The organism is Maricaulis sp., assembly GCF_039978735.1.
Classification (GTDB): domain Bacteria; phylum Pseudomonadota; class Alphaproteobacteria; order Caulobacterales; family Maricaulaceae; genus Maricaulis.
In genome coordinates this window covers 148,717-173,187 of the sequence record NZ_JBDWAS010000014.1, presented here as the reverse complement: position 1 = coordinate 173,187, position 24,471 = coordinate 148,717, and the positions used below count along the sequence as shown (strand labels likewise).

Annotated in this window: 30 protein-coding genes; 11 read left to right on the top strand and 19 right to left on the bottom strand. The window is 65.3% G+C overall.

Annotated features, from left to right (window positions below; translation table 11 throughout):
- From gmk to fabD, 7 genes are all read right to left on the bottom strand, one after another.
- The gene (gene gmk / locus ABJO18_RS04520; protein WP_348508194.1) at nt 1–660 is read right to left on the bottom strand and encodes a guanylate kinase; all 660 of its coding nucleotides are present in this window, start codon (nt 658–660) and stop codon (nt 1–3) included.
- On the bottom strand, nt 650–1,525 hold the full coding sequence (locus ABJO18_RS04515; RefSeq protein ID WP_348515748.1) for a YicC/YloC family endoribonuclease: 876 nt from the start codon (nt 1,523–1,525) through the stop codon (nt 650–652). The genes gmk and ABJO18_RS04515 overlap by 11 nt, the downstream gene beginning before the upstream one ends.
- The gene (gene mltG, locus ABJO18_RS04510) at nt 1,525–2,568 is read right to left on the bottom strand and encodes an endolytic transglycosylase MltG (RefSeq protein ID WP_348507688.1); all 1,044 of its coding nucleotides are present in this window, start codon (nt 2,566–2,568) and stop codon (nt 1,525–1,527) included. The genes ABJO18_RS04515 and mltG overlap by 1 nt, the downstream gene beginning before the upstream one ends.
- A 20-nt stretch (nt 2,569–2,588) precedes the next feature.
- Nucleotides 2,589–3,872 (bottom strand): beta-ketoacyl-ACP synthase II, encoded by a 1,284-nt coding sequence (fabF, locus tag ABJO18_RS04505; protein WP_348507689.1) that lies wholly within the window; start codon nt 3,870–3,872, stop codon nt 2,589–2,591.
- 10 nt (nt 3,873–3,882) lie between these two features.
- Complete coding sequence (locus tag ABJO18_RS04500) at nt 3,883–4,119, bottom strand: acyl carrier protein (protein ID WP_271187710.1); 237 nt, start codon at nt 4,117–4,119, stop codon at nt 3,883–3,885.
- 160 nt (nt 4,120–4,279) lie between these two features.
- Nucleotides 4,280–5,017 carry a 3-oxoacyl-[acyl-carrier-protein] reductase gene (gene fabG, locus ABJO18_RS04495; protein WP_348507699.1) on the bottom strand — a complete coding sequence of 246 codons (738 nt, stop codon included), beginning with the start codon at nt 5,015–5,017 and terminating at the stop codon, nt 4,280–4,282.
- A complete protein-coding gene (gene fabD, locus ABJO18_RS04490; protein ID WP_348507690.1) occupies nt 5,017–5,970 on the bottom strand; it encodes an ACP S-malonyltransferase in 954 nt (317 codons plus the stop codon). The genes fabG and fabD overlap by 1 nt, the downstream gene beginning before the upstream one ends.
- A 255-nt stretch (nt 5,971–6,225) precedes the next feature.
- Here fabD and rpsF point away from each other — a divergent pair, with 255 nt between their 5' ends.
- The 11 genes from rpsF (at nt 6,226) to ABJO18_RS04435 (ending at nt 15,735) form a co-directional block, all read left to right on the top strand.
- Nucleotides 6,226–6,579: a 30S ribosomal protein S6 gene (gene rpsF / locus ABJO18_RS04485; RefSeq protein WP_291884275.1), complete on the top strand. Its 354-nt coding sequence runs from the start codon at nt 6,226–6,228 to the stop codon at nt 6,577–6,579.
- Nucleotides 6,580–6,593: 14 nt separating this feature from the next.
- Entirely contained in the window at nt 6,594–6,848 is a 255-nt protein-coding gene (gene rpsR, locus ABJO18_RS04480; RefSeq protein WP_138510340.1) for a 30S ribosomal protein S18, read from the top strand.
- A 14-nt stretch (nt 6,849–6,862) separates the two neighbouring features.
- Nucleotides 6,863–7,498, top strand: a complete 636-nt coding sequence (rplI, locus tag ABJO18_RS04475) for a 50S ribosomal protein L9 (protein ID WP_348507691.1) — start codon at nt 6,863–6,865, stop codon at nt 7,496–7,498.
- A 140-nt stretch (nt 7,499–7,638) separates the two neighbouring features.
- Nucleotides 7,639–8,070, top strand: a complete 432-nt coding sequence (locus ABJO18_RS04470; RefSeq protein ID WP_348507692.1) for a hypothetical protein — start codon at nt 7,639–7,641, stop codon at nt 8,068–8,070.
- 242 nt (nt 8,071–8,312) lie between these two features.
- A complete protein-coding gene (locus ABJO18_RS04465) occupies nt 8,313–9,806 on the top strand; it encodes a replicative DNA helicase (protein WP_348507693.1) in 1,494 nt (497 codons plus the stop codon).
- Nucleotides 9,787–10,899, top strand: coding sequence for an alanine racemase (gene alr / locus ABJO18_RS04460; protein WP_348507694.1), 1,113 nt, complete (start codon nt 9,787–9,789; stop codon nt 10,897–10,899). Before ABJO18_RS04465 ends, alr begins: the two co-directional genes overlap by 20 nt.
- A gap of 64 nt (nt 10,900–10,963) precedes the next feature.
- Nucleotides 10,964–12,340: a DNA repair protein RadA gene (gene radA / locus ABJO18_RS04455; RefSeq protein WP_348507695.1), complete on the top strand. Its 1,377-nt coding sequence runs from the start codon at nt 10,964–10,966 to the stop codon at nt 12,338–12,340.
- Between the two features lie 11 nt (nt 12,341–12,351).
- A complete protein-coding gene (locus ABJO18_RS04450; protein ID WP_348507696.1) occupies nt 12,352–12,996 on the top strand; it encodes a CvpA family protein in 645 nt (214 codons plus the stop codon).
- Entirely contained in the window at nt 12,993–14,474 is a 1,482-nt protein-coding gene (gene purF, locus ABJO18_RS04445) for an amidophosphoribosyltransferase (RefSeq protein ID WP_348507697.1), read from the top strand. Before ABJO18_RS04450 ends, purF begins: the two co-directional genes overlap by 4 nt.
- Nucleotides 14,471–15,187, top strand: a complete 717-nt coding sequence (locus tag ABJO18_RS04440) for an SDR family NAD(P)-dependent oxidoreductase (protein WP_291884286.1) — start codon at nt 14,471–14,473, stop codon at nt 15,185–15,187. The genes purF and ABJO18_RS04440 overlap by 4 nt, the downstream gene beginning before the upstream one ends.
- A 68-nt stretch (nt 15,188–15,255) precedes the next feature.
- Nucleotides 15,256–15,735, top strand: a complete 480-nt coding sequence (locus ABJO18_RS04435; protein WP_348508138.1) for a GNAT family N-acetyltransferase — start codon at nt 15,256–15,258, stop codon at nt 15,733–15,735.
- Between the two features lie 27 nt (nt 15,736–15,762).
- Here ABJO18_RS04435 and der read toward each other — a convergent pair whose 3' ends face one another.
- From der to ABJO18_RS04375, 12 genes are all read right to left on the bottom strand, one after another.
- Nucleotides 15,763–17,262 carry a ribosome biogenesis GTPase Der gene (gene der / locus ABJO18_RS04430; RefSeq protein ID WP_348508139.1) on the bottom strand — a complete coding sequence of 500 codons (1,500 nt, stop codon included), beginning with the start codon at nt 17,260–17,262 and terminating at the stop codon, nt 15,763–15,765.
- A gap of 68 nt (nt 17,263–17,330) precedes the next feature.
- The gene (locus ABJO18_RS04425; RefSeq protein ID WP_348508140.1) at nt 17,331–18,707 is read right to left on the bottom strand and encodes a PQQ-binding-like beta-propeller repeat protein; all 1,377 of its coding nucleotides are present in this window, start codon (nt 18,705–18,707) and stop codon (nt 17,331–17,333) included.
- Nucleotides 18,700–19,473 carry a tetratricopeptide repeat protein gene (locus tag ABJO18_RS04420; protein ID WP_348508141.1) on the bottom strand — a complete coding sequence of 258 codons (774 nt, stop codon included), beginning with the start codon at nt 19,471–19,473 and terminating at the stop codon, nt 18,700–18,702. The genes ABJO18_RS04425 and ABJO18_RS04420 overlap by 8 nt, the downstream gene beginning before the upstream one ends.
- Before the next feature lie 85 nt (nt 19,474–19,558).
- A complete protein-coding gene (gene panB, locus ABJO18_RS04415) occupies nt 19,559–20,386 on the bottom strand; it encodes a 3-methyl-2-oxobutanoate hydroxymethyltransferase (protein WP_348508142.1) in 828 nt (275 codons plus the stop codon).
- 77 nt (nt 20,387–20,463) lie between these two features.
- Nucleotides 20,464–20,808 carry a hypothetical protein gene (locus ABJO18_RS04410; RefSeq protein ID WP_348508143.1) on the bottom strand — a complete coding sequence of 115 codons (345 nt, stop codon included), beginning with the start codon at nt 20,806–20,808 and terminating at the stop codon, nt 20,464–20,466.
- Nucleotides 20,805–21,347 carry a sigma-70 family RNA polymerase sigma factor gene (locus ABJO18_RS04405; protein WP_348508144.1) on the bottom strand — a complete coding sequence of 181 codons (543 nt, stop codon included), beginning with the start codon at nt 21,345–21,347 and terminating at the stop codon, nt 20,805–20,807. The genes ABJO18_RS04410 and ABJO18_RS04405 overlap by 4 nt, the downstream gene beginning before the upstream one ends.
- 14 nt (nt 21,348–21,361) lie before the next feature.
- A complete protein-coding gene (locus ABJO18_RS04400; protein ID WP_348508145.1) occupies nt 21,362–21,742 on the bottom strand; it encodes a DUF6249 domain-containing protein in 381 nt (126 codons plus the stop codon).
- 89 nt (nt 21,743–21,831) lie between these two features.
- Nucleotides 21,832–22,392 (bottom strand): NnrU family protein, encoded by a 561-nt coding sequence (locus ABJO18_RS04395; protein WP_348508146.1) that lies wholly within the window; start codon nt 22,390–22,392, stop codon nt 21,832–21,834.
- Nucleotides 22,393–22,481: 89 nt separating this feature from the next.
- Nucleotides 22,482–22,805 (bottom strand): hypothetical protein, encoded by a 324-nt coding sequence (locus ABJO18_RS04390; protein WP_348508147.1) that lies wholly within the window; start codon nt 22,803–22,805, stop codon nt 22,482–22,484.
- Entirely contained in the window at nt 22,798–23,328 is a 531-nt protein-coding gene (locus ABJO18_RS04385; protein WP_348508148.1) for an RNA polymerase sigma factor, read from the bottom strand. The genes ABJO18_RS04390 and ABJO18_RS04385 overlap by 8 nt, the downstream gene beginning before the upstream one ends.
- Nucleotides 23,329–23,330: 2 nt before the next feature.
- On the bottom strand, nt 23,331–23,750 hold the full coding sequence (locus tag ABJO18_RS04380) for a hypothetical protein (RefSeq protein WP_348508149.1): 420 nt from the start codon (nt 23,748–23,750) through the stop codon (nt 23,331–23,333).
- An 87-nt stretch (nt 23,751–23,837) separates the two neighbouring features.
- The gene (locus tag ABJO18_RS04375; RefSeq protein ID WP_348508150.1) at nt 23,838–24,464 is read right to left on the bottom strand and encodes an SH3 domain-containing protein; all 627 of its coding nucleotides are present in this window, start codon (nt 24,462–24,464) and stop codon (nt 23,838–23,840) included.
- Nucleotides 24,465–24,471: the final 7 nt, after the last annotated feature.

Below are 24,471 nucleotides of genomic sequence, written 5' to 3'. Positions count from 1 at the left end.
CTATTCTTCATCCATGATCGCGTCGACGAAATCGTCGAGCCAGGGATGGCGGGTGCGCTTGAGGCGTTCGGCGTGCAGGATCAGGCTGAGCTTTTCCAGCGCACGGGCGAAGTCGTCATTGACGATGATGTAGTCGTATTCGTGCCAGTGCGAGATCTCGTCCTTGGCGCGGTCCATGCGGCCCTTGATGATCTCCGGCGTGTCCTGGCCGCGCTTGCGCAGGCGCTCTTCCAGCAGTGCCAGCGAAGGCGGCAGGATGAAGACACGCACCGTGTCTTCCGGTGCCTGTTCGGCGATCGCACGGGCGCCCTGCCAGTCGATGTCGAAGACCACGTCGCGGCCCTCTTCCACGGCGTCCATCACCGGTGTTTTCGGCGTGCCGTAATAGCGGCCGAACACTTCTGCCCATTCGAAGAACGCGCCCTCGGCCGCCTTCGCCTTGAAGTCGTCGACGGACATGAAGTGGTAGTCCTGACCGTCGACCTCGCCCGGGCGCGGATCGCGGGTCGTCGCCGACACGGACAGAATGACATCGGGATTCTGGCTGATCAGGCGCTTGGACAGCGTCGTCTTGCCCGCCCCCGACGGGCTGGACAGCGCCAGAAGAACACCCCGGCGGCGGCCGCGGAAAATCGGTCCGGAATGGCCGTCACTCGACATTCTGTACCTGCTCCCTGAACTGATCGACGGCGTTCTTGATCGCCAGGCCGATCTGCGTGAGTGAAGAATCGGAAGACTTGGAGCATAGAGTGTTCGCTTCGCGATTAAACTCCTGCGACAGGAAGTCCAGCTTGCGGCCGGTCGGCGAACCGGCGGCCAGAAGTTCGCGGGCCGAGGCGATATGCGCCTCCAGCCGGTCCAGCTCCTCACGGACATCCATCTTCACGGCGAGCGCGGCGGCTTCCTGGGCCAGCCGGTCCTCCGGCAGATCCCCTTCGATCAGCTCGGCAAACTTGGCCGCCAGACGGTCGCGGATCGTATCGATGCGCACCGCGGCGCTCGCAGCGGCTTCACGGGTGAGCTGTTCGATCGTGTCGATATGGCCGCTCAGCACGGTTTCGAGCGTCCGCCCTTCATCGTGGCGGGCCGCCTGAAGCGCGTCGAGTGCGTCCGCCAGCCCCGCCAGCAGGGCCGTGTCCAGCGCCGGATCTGCGGTCTGGTCCTGCGGACCGCCCAGCGTGCCCGCGAGCGCCACCAGCCCCTCGAAACTCGGCCTGGCGATCACGCCGCGCTCGACATAGGGGGCCGCCGCCGCCAGCAGGGCGTCGATCCGGGCGGTGTCGATATCCAGTCCGGAACCGGACGCGTCGCGCTTGAGGGTCAGGCTCGCCTGCACATTGCCGCGCGTGAAGCGCGCCTTGGCGAGATCGCGCGCCTTGGCTTCCAGACGGTCATGGCCGGGCGGAAAACGGAAACGGGCCTCCAGCCCCTTGCCGTTGACGCTGCGCGCCTCCCAGGCCCAGCGCCAGTCGCCCGTCACGCCCTCGCAGCGGGCAAACCCCGTCATGCCGGAGAGCACGCCCATCACCGCCCCCCGTTCGAGCGGCGTTCGCGCTCGATCCGGCGCCATTGCGCCACATTGCGCAGATGCTGGGCATAGGTGTCGGCGAAGACATGACCGCCCGTGCCGTCGGCGACGAAGAAGAGCGCACTCGTCTCGGCCGGGTTGAGCACGGCGGCCAGGGATTCGCGGCCCGGATTGGCGATCGGCGTCGGCGGCAGGCCGGCGATCTGGTAGGTGTTCCAGGCGTTTTCGGTGTTGTCGATTTCCGACCGGCGCAGGCCGCGGCCCAGCGGCTCGCCATGCGAGATACCGTAGATGATGGTCGGATCGCTCTCCAGCCGCATGCCGCGGTTCAGCCGGTTGACGAAGACGGAGGCCACTTCGGGCCGTTCGGACGCGATACCCGTCTCCTTCTCGACGACCGAGGCCAGGATGATCGCTTCCTCGCGCGTGTCGAAGGGCAGGTTTTCGGCGCGGGCCGGCCACAGCTCATCGAGCAGCGCCGTCTGGGCAGCCGCCATGCGGTCGATGACCTCCTGACGCGATGTGCCGCGGGTGACCAGATAGGTCTCCGGCAGGAGCGTGCCTTCAGCCGGAATCTCGGCGATCTCGCCGGTCAGCACCTCGACCTCGTTGAGCACGGCCACGATCATCGCGCTGGTCAGCCCTTCCGCGAAGGTCACGGGGTGCTGCACGGTCTGGCCGGAGCGCAGGAGTTCGTAGATCTGGGCCATGGAGGCGCCGGCAGGGATGCGGTACTCGCCCGCACGCAGCGCCCGGTCGCCCTCGTCCAGGGTGACGGCGACGCGGAAGATGCGGCGATCGGTGATCACACCCTCGTCTTCCAGCTGCTGGGCAATGCGGATCAGCCCGGCACCGCGCGGCAGGAGAATAACGGTCTCTTCAGCGGCCGGTCCCGGTTCGGCGAACTCGGCCTCGAGCCATTTATAGCCGCCATAGAGCGCACCCAGCGCACCGAGCGCCAGCACGACGAGAACCACCAGCAATCCGATAAAGAATTTCGCCAGCCCGTTTCCGGACTTCGGCGCAGGCGTCTCGCTCATTCACATTTCCCCGACAGGCGTCACTCTGCGGCGACGAATACCACGGACGCGTTGGTCCCGCCGAATCCGAAAGAGTTCGACAGGGCGGCGCGGACCGGCTTTTTCACGGCGGCCTTGGGCGCCAGATTGATCGCGGTCTGAACCGATGGATTGTCCAGGTTCAGCGTGGGCGGGCAGATCCCGTCTCGGATCGCCAGGATCGAGAAGATCGATTCGACCGCACCGGCCGCGCCCAGAAGGTGGCCGATCGCCGATTTGGTCGATGACATCACCAGCCCGTCGGCACTGTTACCGAACAGGCGCTCGACGGCCCGCAGCTCGATCTCGTCGCCCAGGGGCGTCGAAGTGCCGTGCGCGTTGACATAGTCGATATCGCCCGGCGCGAGCCCGGCATCCTTCAGCGCGGCGGACATGGAGCGGAAACCGCCATCGCCATCCTCGGCAGGCGCCGTGATGTGATAGGCGTCGCCGGACAGGCCATAGCCCTTCACTTCGGCGTAGATTTTCGCGCCGCGCGCCTTGGCGTGTTCATAGTCTTCCAGCACGACAATGCCGGCGCCCTCGCCCATGACGAAACCGTCGCGGCCGGTGTCATAGGGGCGCGAGGCCTTTTCCGGCGTGTCGTTGAAACCGGTGGAGAGCGCCTTGCAGGCGACGAAGCCGGCAATGCCCAGACGGCACACGGCGGCTTCGGCACCGCCGGCCACCATCACATCGGCATCGCCGCGCGCGACCAGGCGGGCCGCATCGCCGATGGCGTGGGCGCCGGTCGAACAGGCCGTCACCACGGCGTGGTTCGGACCTTTCAGGCCATGACGGATCGACACCTGGCCGGAGACCAGATTGATCAGCATGGCAGGAATGATGAAGGGAGAGAGGCGCCGCGGCCCCTTCTCATAAAGGTCGACCGAAGCCTGGTAGGTGGTCTCCAGACCGCCGATCCCCGACCCGATCATGACGCCGGTGCGCTGCTTTTCGTCTTCCGTCCCGGGTGTCCAGCCGCTGTCGGCAATCGCCTCGTCGGCGGCGGCAATCCCGTAGAGGATGAAATCGTCGACCCGGCGCCGGTCGCGGGCGCTCAGGACGTCGTCGGGATTGAACACCCCGGCATCGCCCTCGCGGCCGCCGCCGCGTCCGTCGCTGCGTGGAACAAGTCCGGCGATCCGGCAGGCCAGATCATCCGTTTCGAAATGTTCGATCGGACCCAGCCCCGACTGACCGGCGAGAAGACGTTCCCAAACGACTTCCCGCCCGCAGCCCAGCGGCGTGACGAGCCCGATGCCTGTGACAACGACGCGACGCATGAAGGGGTCGTTAGCCCACCTTCTCGGAGATGAACTTCACGGCATCGCCGACCGTCTGGATGTGCTCGGCGGCATCATCCGGAATTTCGATGTCGAACTCTTCTTCGAACGCCATCACCAGTTCGACATTGTCCAGGCTGTCAGCGCCCAGGTCGTCGATGAAGCTCGCGTTTTCCGTGACCTTTTCGGCCTCGACATCGAGATGTTCGACAACAATTTTCTTAACGCGCTCGAGAACGTCAGACATTTCAGACCCTCATAATGAATCACCGCGAGACTATAGCGGTGCAGGAGAAGACGGGAAGTGCCCAATTACAAGGCCCCTCCCCAAGATGCGCGGGCACGTAGCACACATAATGACGGGACGCCAGAATGTGACACCGTGTCCGCAGGCTCGGATATTGCCGCTAGATCATCGCCATGCCGCCATTCACATGGACGGTCTGGCCGGTGACATAGTGGGCTTCGGAACTGGCGAGATAGACCACGGCGGCGGCAATGTCGTCGCCCGAACCCAGATCGCCGGCAGGAATTTTCGTCAGGATGGCCGCCTTCTGGTCGTCGGTCAGTGCATCGGTCATCGGCGAGGCGATGAAGCCCGGCGCGACACAATTCACCGTCACACCGCGCGCTGCGACTTCCTGGGCCAGCGACTTGGAAAAGCCGATCATGCCGGCTTTGGAGGCGCAGTAATTCGTCTGGCCCGGATTGCCGGTGACGCCGACGACGGAGGTGATGCCGATGATACGGCCCCAACGCGCCTTCATCATGCCGCGCAGGGCGGCACGGGACAGGCGGAAATAGCTTTCCAGATTGATGCGCATCACCGTGTCCCAGTCCTCATCCTTCATGCGCATGAGGAGTTGGTCCTTGGTGATGCCGGCATTGGCAACCAGGATGTCCAGCGCGCCCATCGCCTCGGCGGCCTGCTTGGGCAGGGCGTCGACGGCTTCGGCGTCGGACAGGTTGCAGGACAGGACATGGGTGCGCTCGCCCAGCTCGCCGGCGAGCTCCTGCAGCACGTTTTCGCGCGTGCCGGACAGGGCGACGGTCGCGCCTTGGGCATGCAGCTTGCGGGCAATCGCATTGCCCAGACCACCGGTGGCACCGGTCACGAGGGCAGTCTTGCCGGTAAGATCGAACATCATGCGTTCTCCTTGAGAGCCGCCGCGAAGGCTTCCAGATCGTCGGCGGAATTGAGGGCAACGCCATTGGCGTCCTTGGTGGTGCGCTTGAGCATGGTGGTGAGCACCTTGCCCGAACCGGCCTCGGCCAGCGTAGTGACGCCCGCCTCCTCGACCATCCACAACACGCTTTCGCGCCAGCGTACGCGGCCGGTCACCTGTTCGACCAGCTGACGGCGGATTGTCTCGACATCATCGGTCGGACGCGCAGTGACATTGGCGACCACCGGCACGACAGGCGCCTTGATCGTCGCCGCGGCGAGCGCTTCGGCCATCGCGTCGGCGGCCGGCTGCATCATCGGGCAATGGAAGGGCGCGGAGACCGGCAGTTTCATCGCCTTTTTCAGGCCCAGCTCGCCGGCCCTGGCGATGGCGGCATCGATGGCCGCGACGGAACCGGAGATCACGATCTGGCCCGGCGCGTTGTCATTGGCGATCGCGCAGACACCCGCCTGGGCGCCCGCTGCAACGGCCTGGGCTGCCAGATCCTCGTCGGCGCCCAGAAGCGCCGCCATCGTGCCCTCGCCCACCGGCACGGCCTTCTGCATGGCCTGACCGCGCAGCTTGAGCAGTTTTGCGGCATCGCTGACCGACAGCGCGCCGGCGGCCGCCAGGGCCGAATATTCGCCAAGACTGTGACCGGCGACGAATTCGGCGGCGTTGACGTTTACGTCAAACTCGCTCTTCAGCACCGCCATCACGGCCAGGCTGGCGGCCATCAGGGCCGGCTGGGCGTTCTCGGTGAGGGTGAGTTCTTCGATGGGACCATTGGCCATCAGACCCGACAGGTCCTGGCCCAGCGCCGCATCGACTTCGTCCAGCACCGCCTTCGCGCTGGCAAAGCGCTCCGCCAGTTCCTGGCCCATGCCGACGGCCTGGCTGCCCTGACCGGGGAAGACAAAGGCAAATTTCATGGAGTATTCCCTTCCCGACTCTCAAATGGCCGATCTGTTCGGGTTCGCTCGATACCTCCTGCGGGAGGCCGCGCGCAAGGGCGCTTGCGCCTTGCGCTGTGCATTCAATTCGGGTAAGGCCCGCGCTTCGCCTGGTTGCGGTCCGTTCTTCCGGTCGATCCTGCATGGTGCAGGGTCAGGGATTTCGGAGCCGCCGCAGACCTGCCCGACCCTTCGGCATGGTGTGCGCCGCAACCGCTTATGAAGGGAGCCGACATGGCACTTTACGAGCACATCTTCATTGCGCGTCCGGACATTTCCCCGGCGCAGATGGAATCTCTCATCGAAGAGACCAAAGCCCTGATCGAAGAGAAGGGCGGCAAGACCGGCAAGACCGAATACTGGGGTCTGCGCAACCTTGCCTACCGCATCAACAAGTCCCGCAAGGGCCATTACGGCCTGATCGACATGGACGCTCCGGCGGATGTCGTTGCCGAACTGGACCGTATCCAGCGCCTGTCCGAAGACGTGATCCGTCACATGACGGTCCGTGTCGAGGACCACAGCGAAGAGCCGTCCGCGATCCTGTCCAAGAAGGACGATCGTCGCGGCCGTCGCGAGCGCAGCTAGAAAGGACTTAACAGATGTCTTCCGGAAACATTTCCAACCTGCCGGCACGCCGTCCGTTCATGCGTCGCCGCAAGGTCTGCCCGTTCTCCGGCGAAAACGCGCCGAAGATCGATTACAAGGACCCCAAGCTGCTGCTCCGCTACATGTCCGAGCGCGGCAAGATCGTGCCGTCCCGCATCACCGCGGTTTCGGCCAAGAAGCAGCGTGAACTGGCCCGCGCCATCAAGCGCGCCCGCCAGCTGGCCCTGCTGCCGTACGTGGTCGATTGAGGGAGGACTGACACATGAAACTGGTTCTCCTTGAACGCGTGGAAAACCTTGGCGCCATGGGTGACGTTGTCTCCGTGCGTCCGGGCTTCGCCCGCAACTTCCTGCTGCCGCAGGAAAAGGCGCTGCGCGCCACCGAAGCCAACCTGGCCCGTTTCGAAGCCGAACGCGAAGCGCTGGAAAAGCGTAACGCCGAACGCGCTGCGGAAGCGGCCACGGCGGGTGAAACGATCGATGGCGAAAGCTTTGTCATGATCCGCCAGGCCGGCGAGAGCGGTCAGCTCTACGGTTCGGTCACCTCCCGCGATATCGCCGACATCGTGTCGGCCAGCGGCACCTCGGTTGCCCGCTCGCAGGTCGTGCTGAACTCGCCGATCAAGACGCTGGGTGTCCACGATGTGCGCATCAAGCTGCACGCCGACGTCTCCGTGACGGTGTCGATCAATGTCGCCCGTTCCGAAGAGGAAGCCGAGCGCCAGGCGGCCGGTGAAGACGTGATCGCGGCCCAGGCCGACGAAGATCGCGCCATCGCCGAAGCCCAGGCTGCGGCCCTGTTCGAAGCCAGCGAGGAAGGCCAGGAACTGGCTGCCCAGCAGGCTGCGGAAGCCGAAACGGCCGGCGACGAAGCCGAGACCGAGGAAACCGAGCAGTAAGCCCTGCAGGTTCCCGAGTTTTCAAAGGGCGGCCCGCCGGGCCGCCCTTTTTCTTTGCACCTCGCCAATCCGGATGACGCGCGCTAGCGTATCAAATTGTAGGGGATGGCCGGACCTGCTTCCGTGCCGAGTAGACGCGAATGGGTTTTCCGGTTGTTTTCCGTCTCGTCGAGCGCTGGCTTGGCGTGATCCTGTGTTTCCTGCTCGCCCTGTCGCAGGGCTATTTCATTCTCGGCCTCTATGTGTTCTCGGTCGACGAATATGTCGATCTGGAACCCAATGTGACGTTCGAGGACGTGCGGCCGGTGATCGAATGGCCGCTGGAAACGGCGATCATCATCGCCTTTGCCGGCGCGGCGCTGGCCACCGTGCTGGCCATATTCAGATCCCGCTGGGCTTTTGCCGCCATCCTCGTGCACTTCATTGCGGCGAAAACGGCCTGGGTGCTGTCGACCTTCCTGCCCTATTATGACGGCGGTGCGATCGGCGCCTGGCTGACCGTGATCCAGATGGTCGCCATTGTCCTGATCTTCCGTACGACCACGCCTTTCCGGTCCCGGCCCGTCGCGTAACAGTCGCACTGTGGATAACCCGGCCGCGCAACCCCTTGTTTTCCCGCTCCTGAAACTCTCCTGCCCCAACCGTCAACACCATGACAGGCAAGGCGCACTTAACGTTATCCACAGCCATCAACAATCGTTAACGCCGACCGGGCCGGCAGCTGCATCTGACAGTGTTCGACAGTGGTCACGGGCGATCCGGACCGGTATTGATCCGCTCTTCGCCTGCGGGCGAGGTACAGGGGACAACCGGAATGACCACCGCGCTGCAGCCGTTCGTCGAGAACGGCTCCGAGATTGCCGATGCCGATACGGCGCCGCACAACCTGGATGCGGAGCAGGCGTTTCTGGGTGCGCTTCTGTATGACAACGAGATGTATCACCGGGTCGCCGACTGGCTGAAGCCGGCGCATTTCTACGACCCGGTCCACGGCCGCATCTATGAAACGGCCGCCGACCTGATCGGCCGCGGCTCGCTGGCCGATGCCGTGGTGCTGAAAACCCAGTTCGACCGCGATGACGGGCTGCGCGAAATCGGTGGCACCACCTATCTCGCCGTCCTGATGGAAGGCGCGGTGACAGGCAATGCGGCTGTCGAATACGCCAAGATCATCTACGAGCTGGCGCTGCGCCGCGAACTGATCCGCATCGGCCACGACCTGGCCAATGCCGCCAGTGGCGGTGGCGATGCCGAGATCCAGGCCCGTGCCCTGATCCAGGACATCGAACAACAGCTCTACAATCTGGCCGAGGAAGGCTCGGCCTCGCGCGGCTTTGTCAGCTTCAAGCAGGCACTGGCGGAATCGGTGGAAACCGCCTCGGCGGCCTATGAGCGCGAAGGCGGGCTGGCCGGTATCTCATCGGGTCTGAGAGAGCTGGACCGCAAGCTGGGCGGGCTGCACCCGTCGGACCTGATCATCCTCGCCGGCCGACCCTCGATGGGTAAGACCTCGCTGGCGACGAATATCGCCTTCAACATCGCCAAGGCCTACCGGTACGAGGAACAGCCCGACGGCACACGCAAGACCGTCAATGGCGGCGTGGTCGGCTTCTACTCGCTGGAAATGTCAGCTGAACAGCTCGCCACGCGTCTGATCGCCGACCATACCGGCATTCCCGGCTACATGATCCGCCAGGGCACGATCGATGCGGCCCAGTACGAGGACATCCGCGACGGTGTGCTCGAGATCCAGGGTCTGCCGCTCTATATCGACGATACCGGCGGTCTGCCCATCTCCGCCCTCGCTGCCCGGGCGCGGCGTCTCAAGCGCACGCACGGCCTCGACCTGATCGTGGTCGACTATCTGCAGCTGGTCACCTCCTCGCGCGCCCGTGCCGGCGCCAGCCGGGTGGAAGAGGTCTCCGAGGTCACCCAGAACCTCAAGGCGCTGGCCAAGGAACTCGCCGTCCCGGTGATCGCCCTCTCCCAGCTGTCACGTCAGGTGGAAAATCGCGACGACAAGAAACCGCAGCTGTCGGACCTGCGGGAATCCGGCTCGATCGAGCAGGATGCTGACGTCGTGCTGTTCGTTTACCGGGAAGCCTATTACAAGGAACGCGAGAAGCCGCGTGAAGACACGCCGGAATATCTCGCCTGGGAAGAAGAGTTCCGCCGGATTGAGAAAGTCGCTGAAGTCATTATCGGCAAGCAGCGTCATGGCCCGATCGGATCGGCAAAGCTCCACTTTGATGGCATGCTGACGAAGTTCACCGATCTCGAGACCCGCTATGACGACGAGTCCGACTGACACACGCGCCGAACCCGCTCCGCGCCTGATCATCGATCTGGCGACCATCCAGCAGAATTACCGCAAGGTCCGCGACCTCGCGCCCGGCGCCGAGGCCGGCGCGGTGGTGAAGGCCAACGCCTATGGGCTCGGCGCCATGGAAGTCGTGCCGGCCCTCGCCGATGCCGGCTGCCGCACCTTCTATGTCGCGCATACGTCGGAGGGCCGAGAGGCCCGCACGGCGCTCGCCGGACGCCCGGCCGATATCTATGTCTTCAACGGCTTCTGGCCCGCCGAACTGCCGGCCCTGCGCAAGGCCGAGCTCTTCCCGGTGATCAACGAGCTCGCCCAGCTGGAACAATTGCGCGAGCAGGCACCGGACCTGCCCTGCGCCCTGCATTTCGACACCGGCATGAACCGTCTGGGCCTCGGCCCCGAGGAAACCGACGCGCTGATCGCCAATCCCGCCCGGCTGGATGCGATCGATGTGCGGCAGATCATGAGCCATCTCGCCTGCGCCGACGAGCCGGTCTATCCGCTCAATGCGCGGCAGCTGGAACGCTTCTCCCGCATCCGCGAGGCCTTTCACGGCATTCCCGCCTCGCTGTCCAATTCCGCGGGCGTGCTGCTGGGGCCGGACTATCATTTCGACGTGCTGCGGCCGGGGCTCGCCCTGTTCGGCGGGGTTCCCGCGCCCGGCTATCCCTCGCCCTTCGAACCGGCGGTCGAGATCGACGCGCCGATCCTGCAGATCCGCACGCTGCGGCCCGGCGATACGGTGGGCTATGGCGCAACCTTCACGGCTGACACGCCGCGCCGCATCGCAACGGTCGCGGCCGGCTATGCCGACGGTCTGCTGCGCGCCTTCGGCAATGGCGGGTTCGGCCGGATCGGCGAGACCCGTGTGCCGATCCTGGGACGGGTCTCGATGGACCTGATCGGTGTCGACGTGACCGATGTCGATATACCGCTCGCACCGGGGCATCCGGTCTGCTTCCTCGGCGGGGATATCGAGGACATGGCCGACAGCGCCGCCACGATTTCCTACGAATTCCTGGTCCGCCTGGGCCTGCGTTTCCACCGCATCTACAAGCCGGCTGCCAAACGGCGCTGACCCCGGACACATTCTGTCATCCTCCCCTGCTTGACTGTGCGCAAACAGAAGGAGACACACCCACATGGCCCGATCCGATAGCGTCTATGTCTGCCAGTCCTGCGGCGCCGTCCATTCCAAATGGGCGGGCAAGTGCGATGATTGCGGCCAGTGGAACACCCTGGTCGAGGAAGCCGCATCCGCACCCCTGGGCACACAGGCAACCGCTCCGAAGAAACGTGGCCGCGCGGCCCGCCTGGAACTGGTCGATCTCGGCGCCGAGACCCCGGAAACGCCGCGCCTGCGTTCGGGGATAGACGAGCTGGACCGGGTCGCAGGCGGCGGGCTGGTGCCCGGCTCGGCCATCCTGGTCGGCGGCGATCCCGGCATCGGCAAGTCGACGCTTCTCCTGCAGATGATGGCGCAGCTGGCCAACCAGAATACGCGCGCCATCTATATTTCCGGCGAGGAAGCGATCGACCAGGTGCGCCGCCGCGCCCGGCGGCTCGGTCTGGCCGATGCGCCGGTGGCGCTGGCCGCCGAGACCTCGCTCAACGACATTCTGGACGGGCTGAAGTCGGAAAAACCGGACATCGTCGTGATCGATTCGATCCAGACGCTGTGGACCGACCAGCTGGCGGCCGCGCCGGGCACGGTGGCCCAGGTGCGCGCCTGCGCCCAGGAACTCGTCCGCTTTGCCAAGAAACGGAACTGCACCGTCATCCTGGTCGGCCATGTCACCAAGGACGGCCAGATCGCCGGACCGCGCGTGGTCGAGCACATGGTCGATGCGGTGCTCTATTTCGAGGGCGAGCGCTCGCACCAGTTCCGCATCCTGCGCGCCGTGAAGAACCGCTTCGGTCCGACTGACGAGATCGGTGTGTTCGAGATGGGCGACAAGGGACTCGGTGAGGTCGCCAACCCCTCCTCTCTCTTTCTCGATGGCCGCGCCGAGGCCAATCCCGGTGCCGCCGTCTTTGCCGGCATGGAAGGCACGCGGCCGGTCCTGTCGGAAATCCAGGCCCTGGTCGCGCCCGCCGCTTTCGGCACGCCGCGCCGCGCCGTGGTCGGCTGGGATTCGGGACGCCTGGCCATGGTGCTGGCCGTGCTGGAAGCGCGCTGCGGCGTCAATATCTCCAATCGCGACATCTTCCTGAATGTCGCCGGCGGGCTGAAAATCACCGAACCGGCCGCCGATCTGGCCGTCGCCGCCGCGATTGTCTCCTCGGCAATGGATGTGGCACTGCCCGGCAAGGGCGTTGTTTACGGAGAAATCAGTCTTTCCGGCGATGTTCGGCCTGTCGGCCGTTCGGAGGCCCGGCTGAAGGAAGCCGCCAAGCTCGGTTTCGACTCGGCCATCGCGCCCCAGGCAGCGGCCGACGGTAACGCACCCGTGCGGGTGCATGGCGTGGCCACGGCGCTCGAATTGGTGCAGACTTTGCGGGCTCTGGCGGGAGAGTAGGAGTTGCAGGGATGGATAGCACGCTGAGTGCCTTCGACGGGATCGGCCTCGCCATCCTGCTGATTTCCGGCCTCCTGGCGCTGGTGCGCGGCTTTGTCCGCGAAGCCCTGTCAGTCACCGCCTTCGTTGCCGCTTCACTGGCAGCCTTGTGGAGCCTGCCGGTCTTCATCGGTCCGGCCCGCGAAATCATCGACCCCGACTGGCTGGCACCTGTTGCCGTCGGTGCAGCCGTCTTCATCCTGATCTACCTGGCCGTCACCTTCGTGACGAGTTCCCTGTCCAAGGGGCTGGCAAAGGGCGAGGATGTGAATGTGGTCGATCGCACGCTCGGCTTCGTATTCGGCGTCGTGCGCGGTCTGGTCCTGCTCGGTCTCGGTGTGATCTTCATGGCCGCAACGATGGGTGAAAGCGGACGCCCGCCGGCCTGGGTGACCCAGGCGCGCATCTATCCGCTGGTCGGTGCAACGGCCCGGGCCCTGCAGACACTGGCGCCCGAGACCTCGCGACTGGCCGAGACCCGTCCCCTGCCCTATGGCGAGGACGACCCGATTGCAGAAACAATAAGAAATAATGACAGCTCCTATGGAAGCCGCGACCGAAACCGACTAGATGACCTCATCGGTTCGACCACGGATGACCAGGACGAGGACGGATGAGCCAGGCCAACCCCCAAACTGCCACGCTCACTTACGATCCCGAGACGGATCGCCCCCAGGAAGAATGCGGTGTTTTCGCCGTTTACAATGCGGTAGATGCCGGTGTTCTCACGGCGCTCGGGCTTCACGCCCTGCAGCATCGTGGACAGGAAGCCTGCGGCATCGCGACCCATGACGGGTCGCGTTTCCATATCGAGCGCTATCTCGGCCTTGTCGGCGAGAACTTCACCTCGCCGGACATGCCGCAACGCCTGCCCGGCAAGGTCGCGATCGGCCATGCCCGCTATTCCACCCAGGGTGCGTCGGTGCTGCGCAATGTGCAGCCGCTGTATTCGGATGTGCGCGGCGGCGGCATCGCCCTCGCCCATAACGGCAATCTGACCAATGCCCGCGTCCTGCGCGAGGAACTCGTCAGCCACGGCGCCATCTTCCAGTCGACCTCCGATTCGGAGGTCGTGCTGCACCTGGCTGCCCAGTCGAAGAAGACCAAGCTGACCAATCGTGTCCTGCAGGCACTGAAACAGGTCCAGGGCGCCTTCGCTTTCGTGGCGCTGGTCAATGACCGGCTGATCGCGGCGCGCGACCCCTACGGCATCCGGCCGCTGGTGATGGGCACGCTGGGTGACGCGGTGATCTTCGCCTCGGAAACCTGTGCGCTGGACATGGTCGGTGCGAGTTTCGTACGCGATATCGAGCCCGGCGAGGCTGTCGTGGTGAGCGAGGACGGCATCCGCTCCGAACGCTTCGCCCCGGCCCATCCGGCCCGTATCTGCGCCTTCGAATACATCTATTTTGCCCGCCCCGACTCGATCATCGGCGGCCGTTCGGTCTACGAGGCCCGCAAGCAGATGGGCCGCCAGCTGGCGATGGAAACCCCGGCCGATGTCGATGTCATCGTGCCCGTGCCGGACAGCGGCGTGCCGGCCGCGATCGGCTATTCGGAAGCTTCCGGTATTCCCTTCGAGCTAGGCATCATCCGCTCGCACTTCGTGGGCCGAACCTTCATCCAGCCGACCCAGGACCGGCGCGACCTGTCGGTCCGCCGCAAGCACTCGGCCAATGCCGCCGTGGTGCGCGGCAAGCGCGTCCTGCTGATCGACGACTCGATCGTGCGCGGTACGACCTCGCTGAAGATCGTGCGCATGATGCGCGAGGCCGGTGCGTCCGAAGTGCATTTCCGCTCGGCCTGCCCGCCGATCAAATTCCCGGACTTCTACGGCATCGACATGGCCGGACGGGCCGAACTGATCGCCGCGAACATGGACCTCGACGAGATGGCCGCCAAGCTCGAGGCCGACAGCCTCGGCTTCCTGTCGGTCGACGGTCTTTACCAGGCCGTCTGCGGCGAAGGGCGCAATGACGCCAACCCGCAACTCGCCGACCACTACTTCACCGGCGAGTATCCGACGCGTCTCGTCGACCATGACCGGGACCTCTCGGCCAAGGAATTCCAGCTCTCGCTTCTGGTGGACGCATGACCGACATCGATCTGAAAGGCCGCCTCGCTCTTGTCAGCGGGGCCTCGCGGGGTATTGGCCGGGCTCTGGCCCTGGAACTGGCCAAGGCCGGCGCCCATGTGATCGCCACCGCCCGCACGCAGGGCGCCCTGGAAGAACTGGACGACGCCATCAAGGCCGCCGGCGGAACCACGACGCTCGTGCCGATGGATCTGATGTCGGAAGACGGGATCGAGCAGCTCGGCCAGATCGTCACCGACCGGTGGGGCAAGCTGGACATCATGATCGCCAATGCCGGCGCGCTGGGCGAGCTGACGCCTGCCGCGCAGGTGAAGGCCAAGACCTGGCAGAATGTGCTGGGTGTGAACCTCGTCGCCCCGGCCCGCATGATCCGCGCCTTCGAAGGCCCGCTGCTCTCGTCGGATGCCGGCCGCGCCGTCTTCATCTCCTCGGGCGCCGCCAGCTCGCGCCGCGCCTTCTGGGCACCCTATGCGGCCGCCAAGTCCGGCCTCGACGCCCTCGCCCAGTCCTGGGCTGCCGAGCACGTGAATTCGCCCAGCCTGCGCATCAATGTCGTCTATCCCGGTGCCATGCGCACGCGGATGCGCGCCAAGGCCTTCCCGGGCGAGGATCCCAACTCCCTGCCGGAACCGGCCGCCCTGTGGCCGCTGGTCGCCGAACTGGTCGGCCCGGACTGCGCCCGCCACGGCGAAATCGTGCGGTTCGAGGGCTAGCGCTCAACTTGCCGTGAGCGCGTGACGCACCGGCTTCCCGTTGCCCCGGGCCGGTGCTAGCTGGCGTCATGCCTCAGCGTCCTGACATTACCTTCATACGCCTGACCGGGGTCGCGCCTGACGCGATCCTGGACCACATGTCCGATCCGCGTCTGGCCGAGCACATGCCCCTGCTGAAGAACGGGTGGGACATGGAGACCTGCACAGCCTTCATCGCCGCCAAGGAGGCGTGCTGGGCGCGGGACGGGCTGGGACACTGGGCGATCCTGGCGGACGGCCGCTATGCCGGCTGGGGCGGCTTCCAGAAGGAAGGCGAGGACTGGGATTACGGCCTGGTGCTGCGGCCGCAGGATTTCGGTCTCGGCCTCGCGATCATCCGAAAGGCCCTCGCCTATGCCCGCACCGATGCGCGCATCCCCCATGTGACCTTCCTCCTGCCGCCCTCGCGCCGCCATGTGCGCGGTCTGGCCCGGCTGGGCGCCGAGATGGTGGGCGAGATCACCTATGAGGGCGAGGTCTTCCGCAAATACCGGCTGGAGACGTCCTGAGCGCCGTGCAGGAAGGACCGGCTATTGTCAGCTGCGCTTGCGCGGCCCGACCGCCTTGCCCGGCTTGCCGGCTTTCTTGACCGATCCGGCGGCGCCCTTGGGCTTCTGACGGATGCGCGGCATGCTGGCCCGCGCCGGCGCTCCGGCCCGGACCGGCGCACTGCCGCCGCGCTCGCCATCGGCGTAAGGGTTCTTGCCCGCTTTCACGATCAGACGGATCGGCACACCGGGCAGATCGAAGGCCTCGCGAAGCCCGTTCACCAGATAGCGCTTGTAGCTTTCCGGCAGTTCGCTGGCGCGCGAGCACATCATCACGAAAGTCGGCGGACGGCCCTTGGTCTGGGTGATATAGCGCGGCTTGACGCGGCGGCCATTGATCGAGGGCGGCGGATGCCGCTCGATCATCTCGTGCAGCCAGTCATTGAGATCCCGGGTCTTCACCTTGGCATCCCAGTCGGTATGCAGTCGCGACAGGGCCGGCATGATCGTCTCCAGCCCCTTCTTCTTCAGGGCGGAGATCGGCAGGATCGGCGCGCCGGTCATCTGCGGCAGCAGGCGCTCGAACTCGGTGCGGATGTCCTTGATGAAGGCGTCGCGCTGGTGCACGAGGTCCATCTTGGAAACAGCGATCGCGACCGCCCGGCCTTCCTTGTAGGCCATGTCGGCCAGGTGCAGGTCCTGCTTTTCCAGCGGGTGGCCGGCATCGACGATCAGCAGCACGACTTCGGCAAATTTCACGGCGCGCAGCGTGTCGGCCGCGCTCATCCGCTCCAGCCGGTCATTGACCTTGCCGCGCTTTCTAAGGCCTGCCGTGTCGTGCAGGCGTACCCGGCGGCCGTCCCACATCCAGTCGATCGAGATCGCGTCGCGGGTGATCCCCGCTTCCGGACCGGTAATCAGGCGTTCCTCGCCGATCAGCGCATTGATCAGGGTCGACTTGCCGGCATTCGGACGGCCGATCACGGCGATCCGCAGCGGCGGATTCTCGCTGTCGTCACGATAGCGTTTGGCATCGCGGGCCATGGCGCCCAGGCCGGTCTCGACGGCGTCATAGAGATCGCCGATACCGCCGCCATGCGCCGCCGACAGGGGGACAGGCTCGCCCAGGCCGAGGCCATAGGAGTCCATCAACCCGCTCTCGCCGAACCGGCCTTCGCACTTGTTTGCGACCAGCACGACCGGCTTGCCCGAGCGGCGGATCACATCGGCAAAGCTCTTGTCCAGCGGCGTCACGCCGGTACGGGCATCGATCAGGAAGAGGCAGAGATCGGCATCCTCGAGCGCGATCTCGGTCTGGGTGCGCATTTCAGCGTCCAGACCGGCCTTTTCGCCATCGTCATAGCCCGCCGTATCGATCAGCAGGAGTTCCATGTCGCCCAACCGGCCGCGCGCCTCGCGGCGGTCACGCGTGACCCCCGGGCGATCGTCGACAATCGCCAGCGGCTTTCCGGCCAGCCGGTTGAACAGGGTGGATTTGCCCACATTGGGCCGTCCGACGACGGCGATGCGGGGAAGATATGCAGTCATTGGCGAGCGCCTAGAGCAATTTCACGCGGAATGAAATCACAAAAAGCCGCTGGATGCCCGATTTGCCGTTAGCGGATTGCGATCAGCCGCGCTTCGTCGGTGAGGACATAGATGGTCTCGTTGGCGATGACCGGACCGATGAAGACATCATCGCGCAGGTCCATCTCGCGCAGCACCTCGCCATCATAGGCATTCAGCACCACGCCCTGGCCATTGCTGGACGCCACGAAAACACGGCCACCGGCGAGAACGGGGCCCGTCCACGCGATGCGATCCCGGCGCTTGTTCGGGTTCTCGAACAGGTCCAGCTGCGTCATCCAGAGGACGGATCCGTCGCGGCGATCAAGGCAGACGATCTCGGCTTCATTCGTGGTGACGAAGAGATAATTGCCTGCCACCCACGGTGCCTGGGAACCGCCGGCCGGCTGCGTCCACAGACGCTCGCCCGTGCGCAGCGAGATCGCCACCAGAAGGCCGGAATGGCTCATCGCATAGACGGCATCTTCCATGATGACCGGGCTGCCGGCGAGATCGTTGATCTCGGACACGGCGGTCAGACGGGACGAGCCGGACAGGCTGTCCGACCAGATCGGATTGCCGTTCTGCACACGCAGCGCAATGAGCTCGCCCGAGGCGAAGGGGGCAATGACCAGATCGCCCAGCACGGCCGGGGACGGCGCGGTCAGAAGGCGGGCCGTCTCGACGATACCCGGATGGGTCCACATGACGGTGCCGTCATCGGCGTCGAGCGCGAGAAGCTCGTTATTGTCGCTGGTCACGAAGACACGGCCATCGGCCACGGTCGGCGCCCCATGGAAGGGAACCAGCACTTCGCTGCGCCAGATTTCGTCACCGCTCTCGGCATCCAGCGCCACGAAATAGTTGTAGCCGGAATGGGCGTAGATACGGCCACCATCATAGGCGACGGCGCCACCGAAGGACATGCGGTCACGCCGGTTGGGGCCTTCCAGACGCGTCGACCAGAGGCGGCTGCCGCCATCGGCGTCGTGAGCGAAGACCACGCCGTTGGCGTCGATCGTGAAAATGCGGCCATCGGCGACAACAGGCCGCGCGATGATACGGCGGTTATTGTCCGAGCCTTCACCGAAGCTCTGGCGCCAAACCACTTCGAGGGGGCCGCTGGCCTGGGTGTGCTGCAGGGCATGGGTCGGATACCCGTCCGGCTGCGGCCAGACCTGGTTCACATACGCCGTCGGCAGATCGACCGGCGCCGCTTCGGTATCGAGCTGAAGCCCCTGCTCGAACGACATGATCGAAACGCGGTTATCTTCCGGCGCCGTGCCGTTCAGATTTTCATCATCGTCGTCACCGATGCCCGGGATCACATTGAGCGGATTGGGAATGTCCGGGATCGACGAACAGGCAGCCAGCGGCGCGATCAGCGCCACGGCGAGAAGATTACGGATACGCTCGACACTATTCATCGCCTGGCTCCCCGGCGTCATTTTCATCATCGCCGGCCGGTGACGGGTCTTCCGTCACGTCGCCTGCCGGCATATCGGCTTCAGCTTCGCCGCCTGCGGCTTCGGCCGGTGCCTGCGTCGCCGACCGGCTCGCGATCACGGCCAGGGCTTCCTGGGCGCGTTGCCGCACGCCCTGCGGGGCGTCGAAGCCGAAGCTGATCAGCTGGTAGGTTTCGCGGGCGCGTTCGAGATTGCCATCGCGCAGCGCAGCCGCAGCGATCGCCTCACGCGCCAGGAAGCGGTAGGGCGAGGTGTCGCCGGTCAGTGGCGTCAGGCGGATCTCGATATCGTTGAAGCTGAGCGCTTCCCACCGGGCCCAGACCGATTTCAGCGTGGCCAGATCGCGAATGACAGGATCGGACGCCTGGCGGGCCGCCCGGTCGAAGAAACCGGCAGCCGCTTCGCGATCGCCCTCTTCCAGCGCCACCGAACCGCGCTGCAACAGCGCCAGTTCCGGATAGCCGCCGACGCCGTCCTCGGCGAGCGTCTCGAATCCGGTCGATGCCAGAGAGTAATTGCCCGCCTCGGCCGCACGCAGCGCAGACACATAGGCATCGGACGACGCCTCATGCTGCGCCGTACGCCAGGCGTTCCAGCCCTGGTAACCGGCCGCACCGGCGATGATCGCCAGCGCGCCGCCCAGCACCCAGGGGCCGTACTTGCGCAATAAATCCTGATACTTGTCGCGGCGAAGTTCTTCGTCGACTTCTTCGAAAATATCGACCACGTCGATGTGGCTCCGTCGTTCTTGTGCCCATACCCAAAGGTTTGCGCGGGACCCTAGCCTTACCCGCGCCGGGCGGCAACAGAGCTCAACCGTCCTGACGCGTCATGGTGTAGACCTGTGCCGTTGCCGGGAAGCTGCGATCGCGCACCTCCTCGGCATAACGCTGCACCGCAGCGGTGGTGCGTTCGGCCTGGTTGTCATAGCGCTTGACGAATTTCGGCGTCCATTCGAACACGCCCAGCATGTCCTGTGTGACCAGAACCTGGCCGTCACAGGCTGCCGAAGCACCGATGCCGATCGTGGGAACCGGCACTTTCTGGGTGATCTCGAGCGCCAGATCCTCGGCCACGCCTTCCACAACGATGGCAAAGGCGCCTGCGTCCGCGGTCGCCATGGCTTCGTCGATCACTTTCTGACGTTCCGCACGGGTACGCCCCTTGGCCTTGAAACCGCCATCGGCCAGCGCCGCCTGGGGCCTCAGCCCGATATGGCCCATCACCGGGATCGAGCGCTGGGCCATGAAATCGATCGTCTCGGCGGCATAGGTGCCGCTCTCGATCTTGATCGCCTGGCAGCCGGTCTCGGACAGGATGCGGGCCGCATTCTCGAACGCCTGCTGCGGCGATTTCTCGTAGCTGCCGAACGGCATGTCGACGGTGACCAGCGCGCGCTTGGCGCCGCGCATCACGGCCTGGCCGTGCAGGATCATCATGTCGAGGGTAACGCCGATGGTCGAATCAAGCCCGTGCACCACCATGCCGACGCTGTCACCGACCAGCAGGAGGTCGCAGTGCGGGTCCAGCAGCCGCGCCATCGGCGCGTCATAGGCCGTCAGGCAGACAATCGGCTCACCACCCTTGCGGGCCCGGATTTCAGGAGCTGTGATGCGGCGGGTCTGGGTCTGGGCGGACATGGCTGTCTCTCCGGGGTTGGCCGGAGAGACTAGCTCACAATGTTGCGGTGCAAAAGCCCGCGCTCGCCGGTGCGGTATCAGCCGGCAATCCGGCGCGGCAGAACCACAGCCACAAGACCGACGGCCACAGCCATGGCGGCGGCCGCAAGCACTTCCGGCGACATCAGGAAGCCGGCATTGGCCAACAGGCCTTCAGTAGGCACATGCATGTTGCCGAGCACGCTCTCAAGCTGGGTCCCGGCAATGGCAGACCCCGTGGACCCGGCACCGCCGAGGATCAGGACCCGCTTGCGGTCCGGACGCGAAAGGCGTTCCACCACCGATCTGGAGAAGGCTTCGCTCTCGCTCTCGCGCTCCAGCGGGGCTGCGGCGTCGGCGAAGGCCGCCTTCAGCCTTGCATCGAATGCATCATCCATCGTCATGACGCCATTTCCTCAGCTTCCTGGAAGTAGGCCTGCAGTTTGGCCCGCCCCCGGTTCACATGCGATTTCACCGTCCCCAGCGGCATCCCGGTCGCCTCGGCGGCTTCGGAATGCGACAGTCCGCAGGAGTAGCACATCACGACCGCGATGCGTTCCTCCTCCTTCAATGTGGCAAGCGCCCGGTCGAGATCAACCACATTGCCCATGTCCCGTGGCGCTTCGCTGTCATCCAGCCCCGTCTTGAACTTCTCCATCGCCCGCTCCGTGGAGCGCCGCTTGCGTGCGGCCATCAGGAATTCGGTGTAGGCGATCGAGCAGAGCCAGGATTTGAATGCGCCCTTGCCGGTGAAGGTGCCGATCTTCTCGTAGGCGCGGATGAAGGCGTCCTGCGCGAGATCGTCGGCCAGGGCATGATTGCGGCACATGCGCTGCAGCATCGCCCTGACCAGCCCCTGGTGGCGCCGGACCAGCTCCCCGAAAGCCGCCGCATTCTTGGTGGCGACAACGAGGGCGACAAGTTCTTCGTCCGGCGCCTTCATCGGCGGCGTCCTCCTCAGGCCTGGTCTTTTTTGCCGAACAGGCCAAAGCCGATCAGCACCAGCCCGATCAGGCCCGGGAAGGCTGCGACGGCCGGCATGATGTACATGGCTTCCTCGTCACCCTCGACACCGAAGATGGCAAAGCCCAGGACGATCAGGGCCAGCGCGATGGCCACCAGGATCGAACCGCTCTTCAGATCGCCGTTGGAATCCTTGCGCGGCATACCCAGCGCGCGGATCGTCTCCGGCGTCATGGTCTGCCCGTTGCGGATCGCCTCCTCGACGACGCGCAGCGTCGCCCGGCGATTGCGCGATACCGCGCTCATTGCGATCCAGACGATAGCCACCACCATGATGAAGGGCGACATCGACACCAGCATGACTGTCAGGTCCATTTTCGTAACTCCCGTATCTGGGCGGGTCCGCACAATGCTGCCCGTTTGACACCTTGATGCACCATTGTGCGGAATTGGATGCAGGCGGACTATCCGATGATGGCCACGCCGAACAGATACATGTGAAGATTCATGATGATAAGGGCTGCAAGAGCGCCCAGGACGATCGCCGTCAGATCACCGCCCCAGCCCTTCACCACCGGCGGCGGGGTCTCGCGCAGCCAGGACGACACGAAGGTCACCAGCGACCAGACGAAGAAACTGCCGAACAGGACCAGCGCGGCGCGCTCCCCATTGGCAAGAAAATGCGCGCCTGCCCACAGCATGACCCCGGCCAGCATGGGATGGCGTACCCAATGGCGGATATGTCCCGGCGCATAGGCGGAAACGATCAGGATCAGCCCCAGCGGCACCAGGGTGAAGGCCAGATGACGCGTCCAGACCGGCGGTGCCCAGACGGTTCCGGCGACAGGCTGGGCGAGCATCATGCCGTAGATGATGAGGCCGAAACCCACGAGCGAGATCGCGGTATAGGCCAGCTTGTAGGGTGTTTCCCCCAGCGCCGACTGCAGGGCCGGCCGCGCGCCCGGCACCACGCGCAGCGAATGAACGCCCAGAAACAGAACCAGACCGGTAATCAGGACCAGCATGCGCACCTCCCCGCTGTCCGGGCGCGAGTATAGGCGATTCACGCCCGCGTCGCGGGGGCAAATGGCTGACGCCGGAATCCGGGTCCAGGCTAGAGCAAATTCGGCAGGCGCACATGCAGCCGGCCGTTCAGCCAGAAATGGCCGATCAGGGCCGCGCCCAGAGCCAGAGGCAGCGTCACAAGGGCGAAACGGGCCTCCCCGCCCCGGAACAGGGTTTCCAGAACGTCTCCGGCAATGGGGGCCATGATCAGCACGAGCAGGCACACCACCAGCCCCTGCCCCAGCCGTTCGGCCAGTTCCCGCCGGAAGCGGCGGCGGGCGATATCGGCCATCACGGCAAGCCGGAAACCGGGATCGCGCGCCGGCACATCGCCAGCGCGGAAGAAATCCTGCAGCGGATCGTGTTCACGCATCATCCACTCCCAGAATGGCCATCAGACGGGTGCGGCCCCGGCTGACATGGGATTTTACCGTACCCAGCGGCAAGTCCAAGACATTTGCCGCCTCGCTGTGCGACCAGCCGCCGGCCAGGCACAGCGCAACCGCGGCGCGCTGTTCAGCCGGCAATTGCACCAGCGCCTGCTGCATCGCCAGTGCCATCTCGTGCTGCGGCTCGTCACTGGCCGGTTGCACGGCCTGCCAGGCCGTCTCGCGGGTGCGCGTGCGGGCCATTGAGCGGGCCCGCGCCTTGGCCTTGCGCCAGGCAATCGCGAACAGCCAGGATTTCAGCTTGGCCCCGTTGCGCAGGCTGCGCAGATGCGTCCAGGCGTCGACGAAGGCATCCTGGGCGATCTCGTCGGCATCGGCATCATTGCCGCTCACCCGCCGCAGGAAGCCGCGGACCGGCGACTGATACCGGTCCACGATGCGGGCAAAGGCCTGATCCGATCCCGACCGCGCCGCCGCGACCAGCGCAGCGTCGTCGGGGGTCTGCATGATCAGTCATTCCTGCGGCGGCGCGAAAACAGGCCGCTGAAAAGGAATGCCACCGCCAGAACGCCCAGGACCATGGAAATGAAGTACATTTCACGGGTGGCGCCGCCCAGCAGACCGGCATAGCCGGTATAGGCAAAGACCCCGGCCAGACCGGTGAAAAGCACGACCAGGAAGACGTGACCGCCCCCGGGGCTTCCACCGCTCTCATCGCCAGACGTGTGATACTCGTGGCGGTGCGTATTGTCGCTGTCGAGCGAGGCCAGCAGTTCGGCCGGCGGTTCCTTGCCAGCCGCGGTGTAGCTCTTGATCAGATCGATCTTGGCCTGGGTGCGCTTGTAGCGCATGAAACTGCCCCAGCCTGCGGCGATAAAAAAGCCCAGCGGAAACAGCAGCCACCAATAGCTTTCAAAGATCTCGACCATCGCATTTGTCCCTTTCCGGCGGCACCCCGCGGTGCCTTTCGATACCAGGTTGCCGCCGGGAACCCGTCCGGATGCAGCACCCGGAAATTATTCTGCAACCGGTGTCCGGCAGCACCCGTCCAGCAGCCGGCGTCCGTCACCGTCTTCGATATCCGCGCTGACATGCCAGCCATAGCCGAGATCGCTCATGCCGTCAGAACAGGCCTGCGGCGATACAAGCGCAAATCCGGTCACCTCCCCCTCGAACCGGTAGACGAAGGGATGCATGCGGCCTCGCGCCGTGCGCGCATCGCGCACCTCGAAATCACGTTCCTCACCCAGCGACATCGCGTCATTGAAACGCCCCTGGCCGTCCGGATCGATCTCGATCCCCCAGAAGGGCTCGGTGCCGGCACAGGTAAAGCCGCCCGGCGCTGACTGTCCGGGAATGTCCGGCCGCGCGTCTTCCGCCAGATAGGCGAGACTGACCCAGCCCTCAGCGCCTCGAAGCAGAACCCGGCCCCAGCCGTGCCGCGTCTCCAGAATCTCGACCCGGCTTGCTCCGGGCGGCAGAGAGCCGACAAGTGCACTCGTCGGACTGGGCGTGCTGCGCACATTGAGTACGTCATGACTGTCGACATTGACCACGCGATAGACCGCGGGCTGGGCCTGTGCCGTCCCGGCGGCCATCAACATGGCGAGCCCCGTCACCGCTCCTGCCAGAAATGCACGCATGCTCTGT

Coding starts and splice junctions, on each gene's coding strand:
- fabF (WP_348507689.1), bottom strand. CDS start 3,872: ATGCGTCGCGTCGTTGTCACAGGCATCGGGCTCGTCACGCCGCTGGGC.
- der (WP_348508139.1), bottom strand. CDS start 17,262: ATGACTGCATATCTTCCCCGCATCGCCGTCGTCGGACGGCCCAATGTG.
- ABJO18_RS04380 (WP_348508149.1), bottom strand. CDS start 23,750: ATGGTCGAGATCTTTGAAAGCTATTGGTGGCTGCTGTTTCCGCTGGGC.
- ABJO18_RS04400 (WP_348508145.1), bottom strand. CDS start 21,742: ATGGACCTGACAGTCATGCTGGTGTCGATGTCGCCCTTCATCATGGTG.
- ABJO18_RS04390 (WP_348508147.1), bottom strand. CDS start 22,805: ATGCGTGAACACGATCCGCTGCAGGATTTCTTCCGCGCTGGCGATGTG.
- ABJO18_RS04385 (WP_348508148.1), bottom strand. CDS start 23,328: ATGCAGACCCCCGACGACGCTGCGCTGGTCGCGGCGGCGCGGTCGGGA.
- rplI (WP_348507691.1), top strand. CDS start 6,863: ATGAAACTGGTTCTCCTTGAACGCGTGGAAAACCTTGGCGCCATGGGT.
- ABJO18_RS04465 (WP_348507693.1), top strand. CDS start 8,313: ATGACCACCGCGCTGCAGCCGTTCGTCGAGAACGGCTCCGAGATTGCC.
- ABJO18_RS04375 (WP_348508150.1), bottom strand. CDS start 24,464: ATGCGTGCATTTCTGGCAGGAGCGGTGACGGGGCTCGCCATGTTGATG.
- rpsR (WP_138510340.1), top strand. CDS start 6,594: ATGTCTTCCGGAAACATTTCCAACCTGCCGGCACGCCGTCCGTTCATG.
- fabD (WP_348507690.1), bottom strand. CDS start 5,970: ATGAAATTTGCCTTTGTCTTCCCCGGTCAGGGCAGCCAGGCCGTCGGC.
- ABJO18_RS04470 (WP_348507692.1), top strand. CDS start 7,639: ATGGGTTTTCCGGTTGTTTTCCGTCTCGTCGAGCGCTGGCTTGGCGTG.
- ABJO18_RS04405 (WP_348508144.1), bottom strand. CDS start 21,347: ATGAAGGCGCCGGACGAAGAACTTGTCGCCCTCGTTGTCGCCACCAAG.
- rpsF (WP_291884275.1), top strand. CDS start 6,226: ATGGCACTTTACGAGCACATCTTCATTGCGCGTCCGGACATTTCCCCG.
- purF (WP_348507697.1), top strand. CDS start 12,993: ATGAGCCAGGCCAACCCCCAAACTGCCACGCTCACTTACGATCCCGAG.
- ABJO18_RS04500 (WP_271187710.1), bottom strand. CDS start 4,119: ATGTCTGACGTTCTCGAGCGCGTTAAGAAAATTGTTGTCGAACATCTC.
- gmk (WP_348508194.1), bottom strand. CDS start 660: ATGTCGAGTGACGGCCATTCCGGACCGATTTTCCGCGGCCGCCGCCGG.
- ABJO18_RS04450 (WP_348507696.1), top strand. CDS start 12,352: ATGGATAGCACGCTGAGTGCCTTCGACGGGATCGGCCTCGCCATCCTG.
- ABJO18_RS04425 (WP_348508140.1), bottom strand. CDS start 18,707: ATGAATAGTGTCGAGCGTATCCGTAATCTTCTCGCCGTGGCGCTGATC.
- ABJO18_RS04435 (WP_348508138.1), top strand. CDS start 15,256: ATGCCTCAGCGTCCTGACATTACCTTCATACGCCTGACCGGGGTCGCG.
- ABJO18_RS04515 (WP_348515748.1), bottom strand. CDS start 1,525: ATGGGCGTGCTCTCCGGCATGACGGGGTTTGCCCGCTGCGAGGGCGTG.
- mltG (WP_348507688.1), bottom strand. CDS start 2,568: ATGAGCGAGACGCCTGCGCCGAAGTCCGGAAACGGGCTGGCGAAATTC.
- alr (WP_348507694.1), top strand. CDS start 9,787: ATGACGACGAGTCCGACTGACACACGCGCCGAACCCGCTCCGCGCCTG.
- radA (WP_348507695.1), top strand. CDS start 10,964: ATGGCCCGATCCGATAGCGTCTATGTCTGCCAGTCCTGCGGCGCCGTC.
- panB (WP_348508142.1), bottom strand. CDS start 20,386: ATGTCCGCCCAGACCCAGACCCGCCGCATCACAGCTCCTGAAATCCGG.
- ABJO18_RS04440 (WP_291884286.1), top strand. CDS start 14,471: ATGACCGACATCGATCTGAAAGGCCGCCTCGCTCTTGTCAGCGGGGCC.
- fabG (WP_348507699.1), bottom strand. CDS start 5,017: ATGTTCGATCTTACCGGCAAGACTGCCCTCGTGACCGGTGCCACCGGT.
- ABJO18_RS04395 (WP_348508146.1), bottom strand. CDS start 22,392: ATGCTGGTCCTGATTACCGGTCTGGTTCTGTTTCTGGGCGTTCATTCG.
- ABJO18_RS04410 (WP_348508143.1), bottom strand. CDS start 20,808: ATGACGATGGATGATGCATTCGATGCAAGGCTGAAGGCGGCCTTCGCC.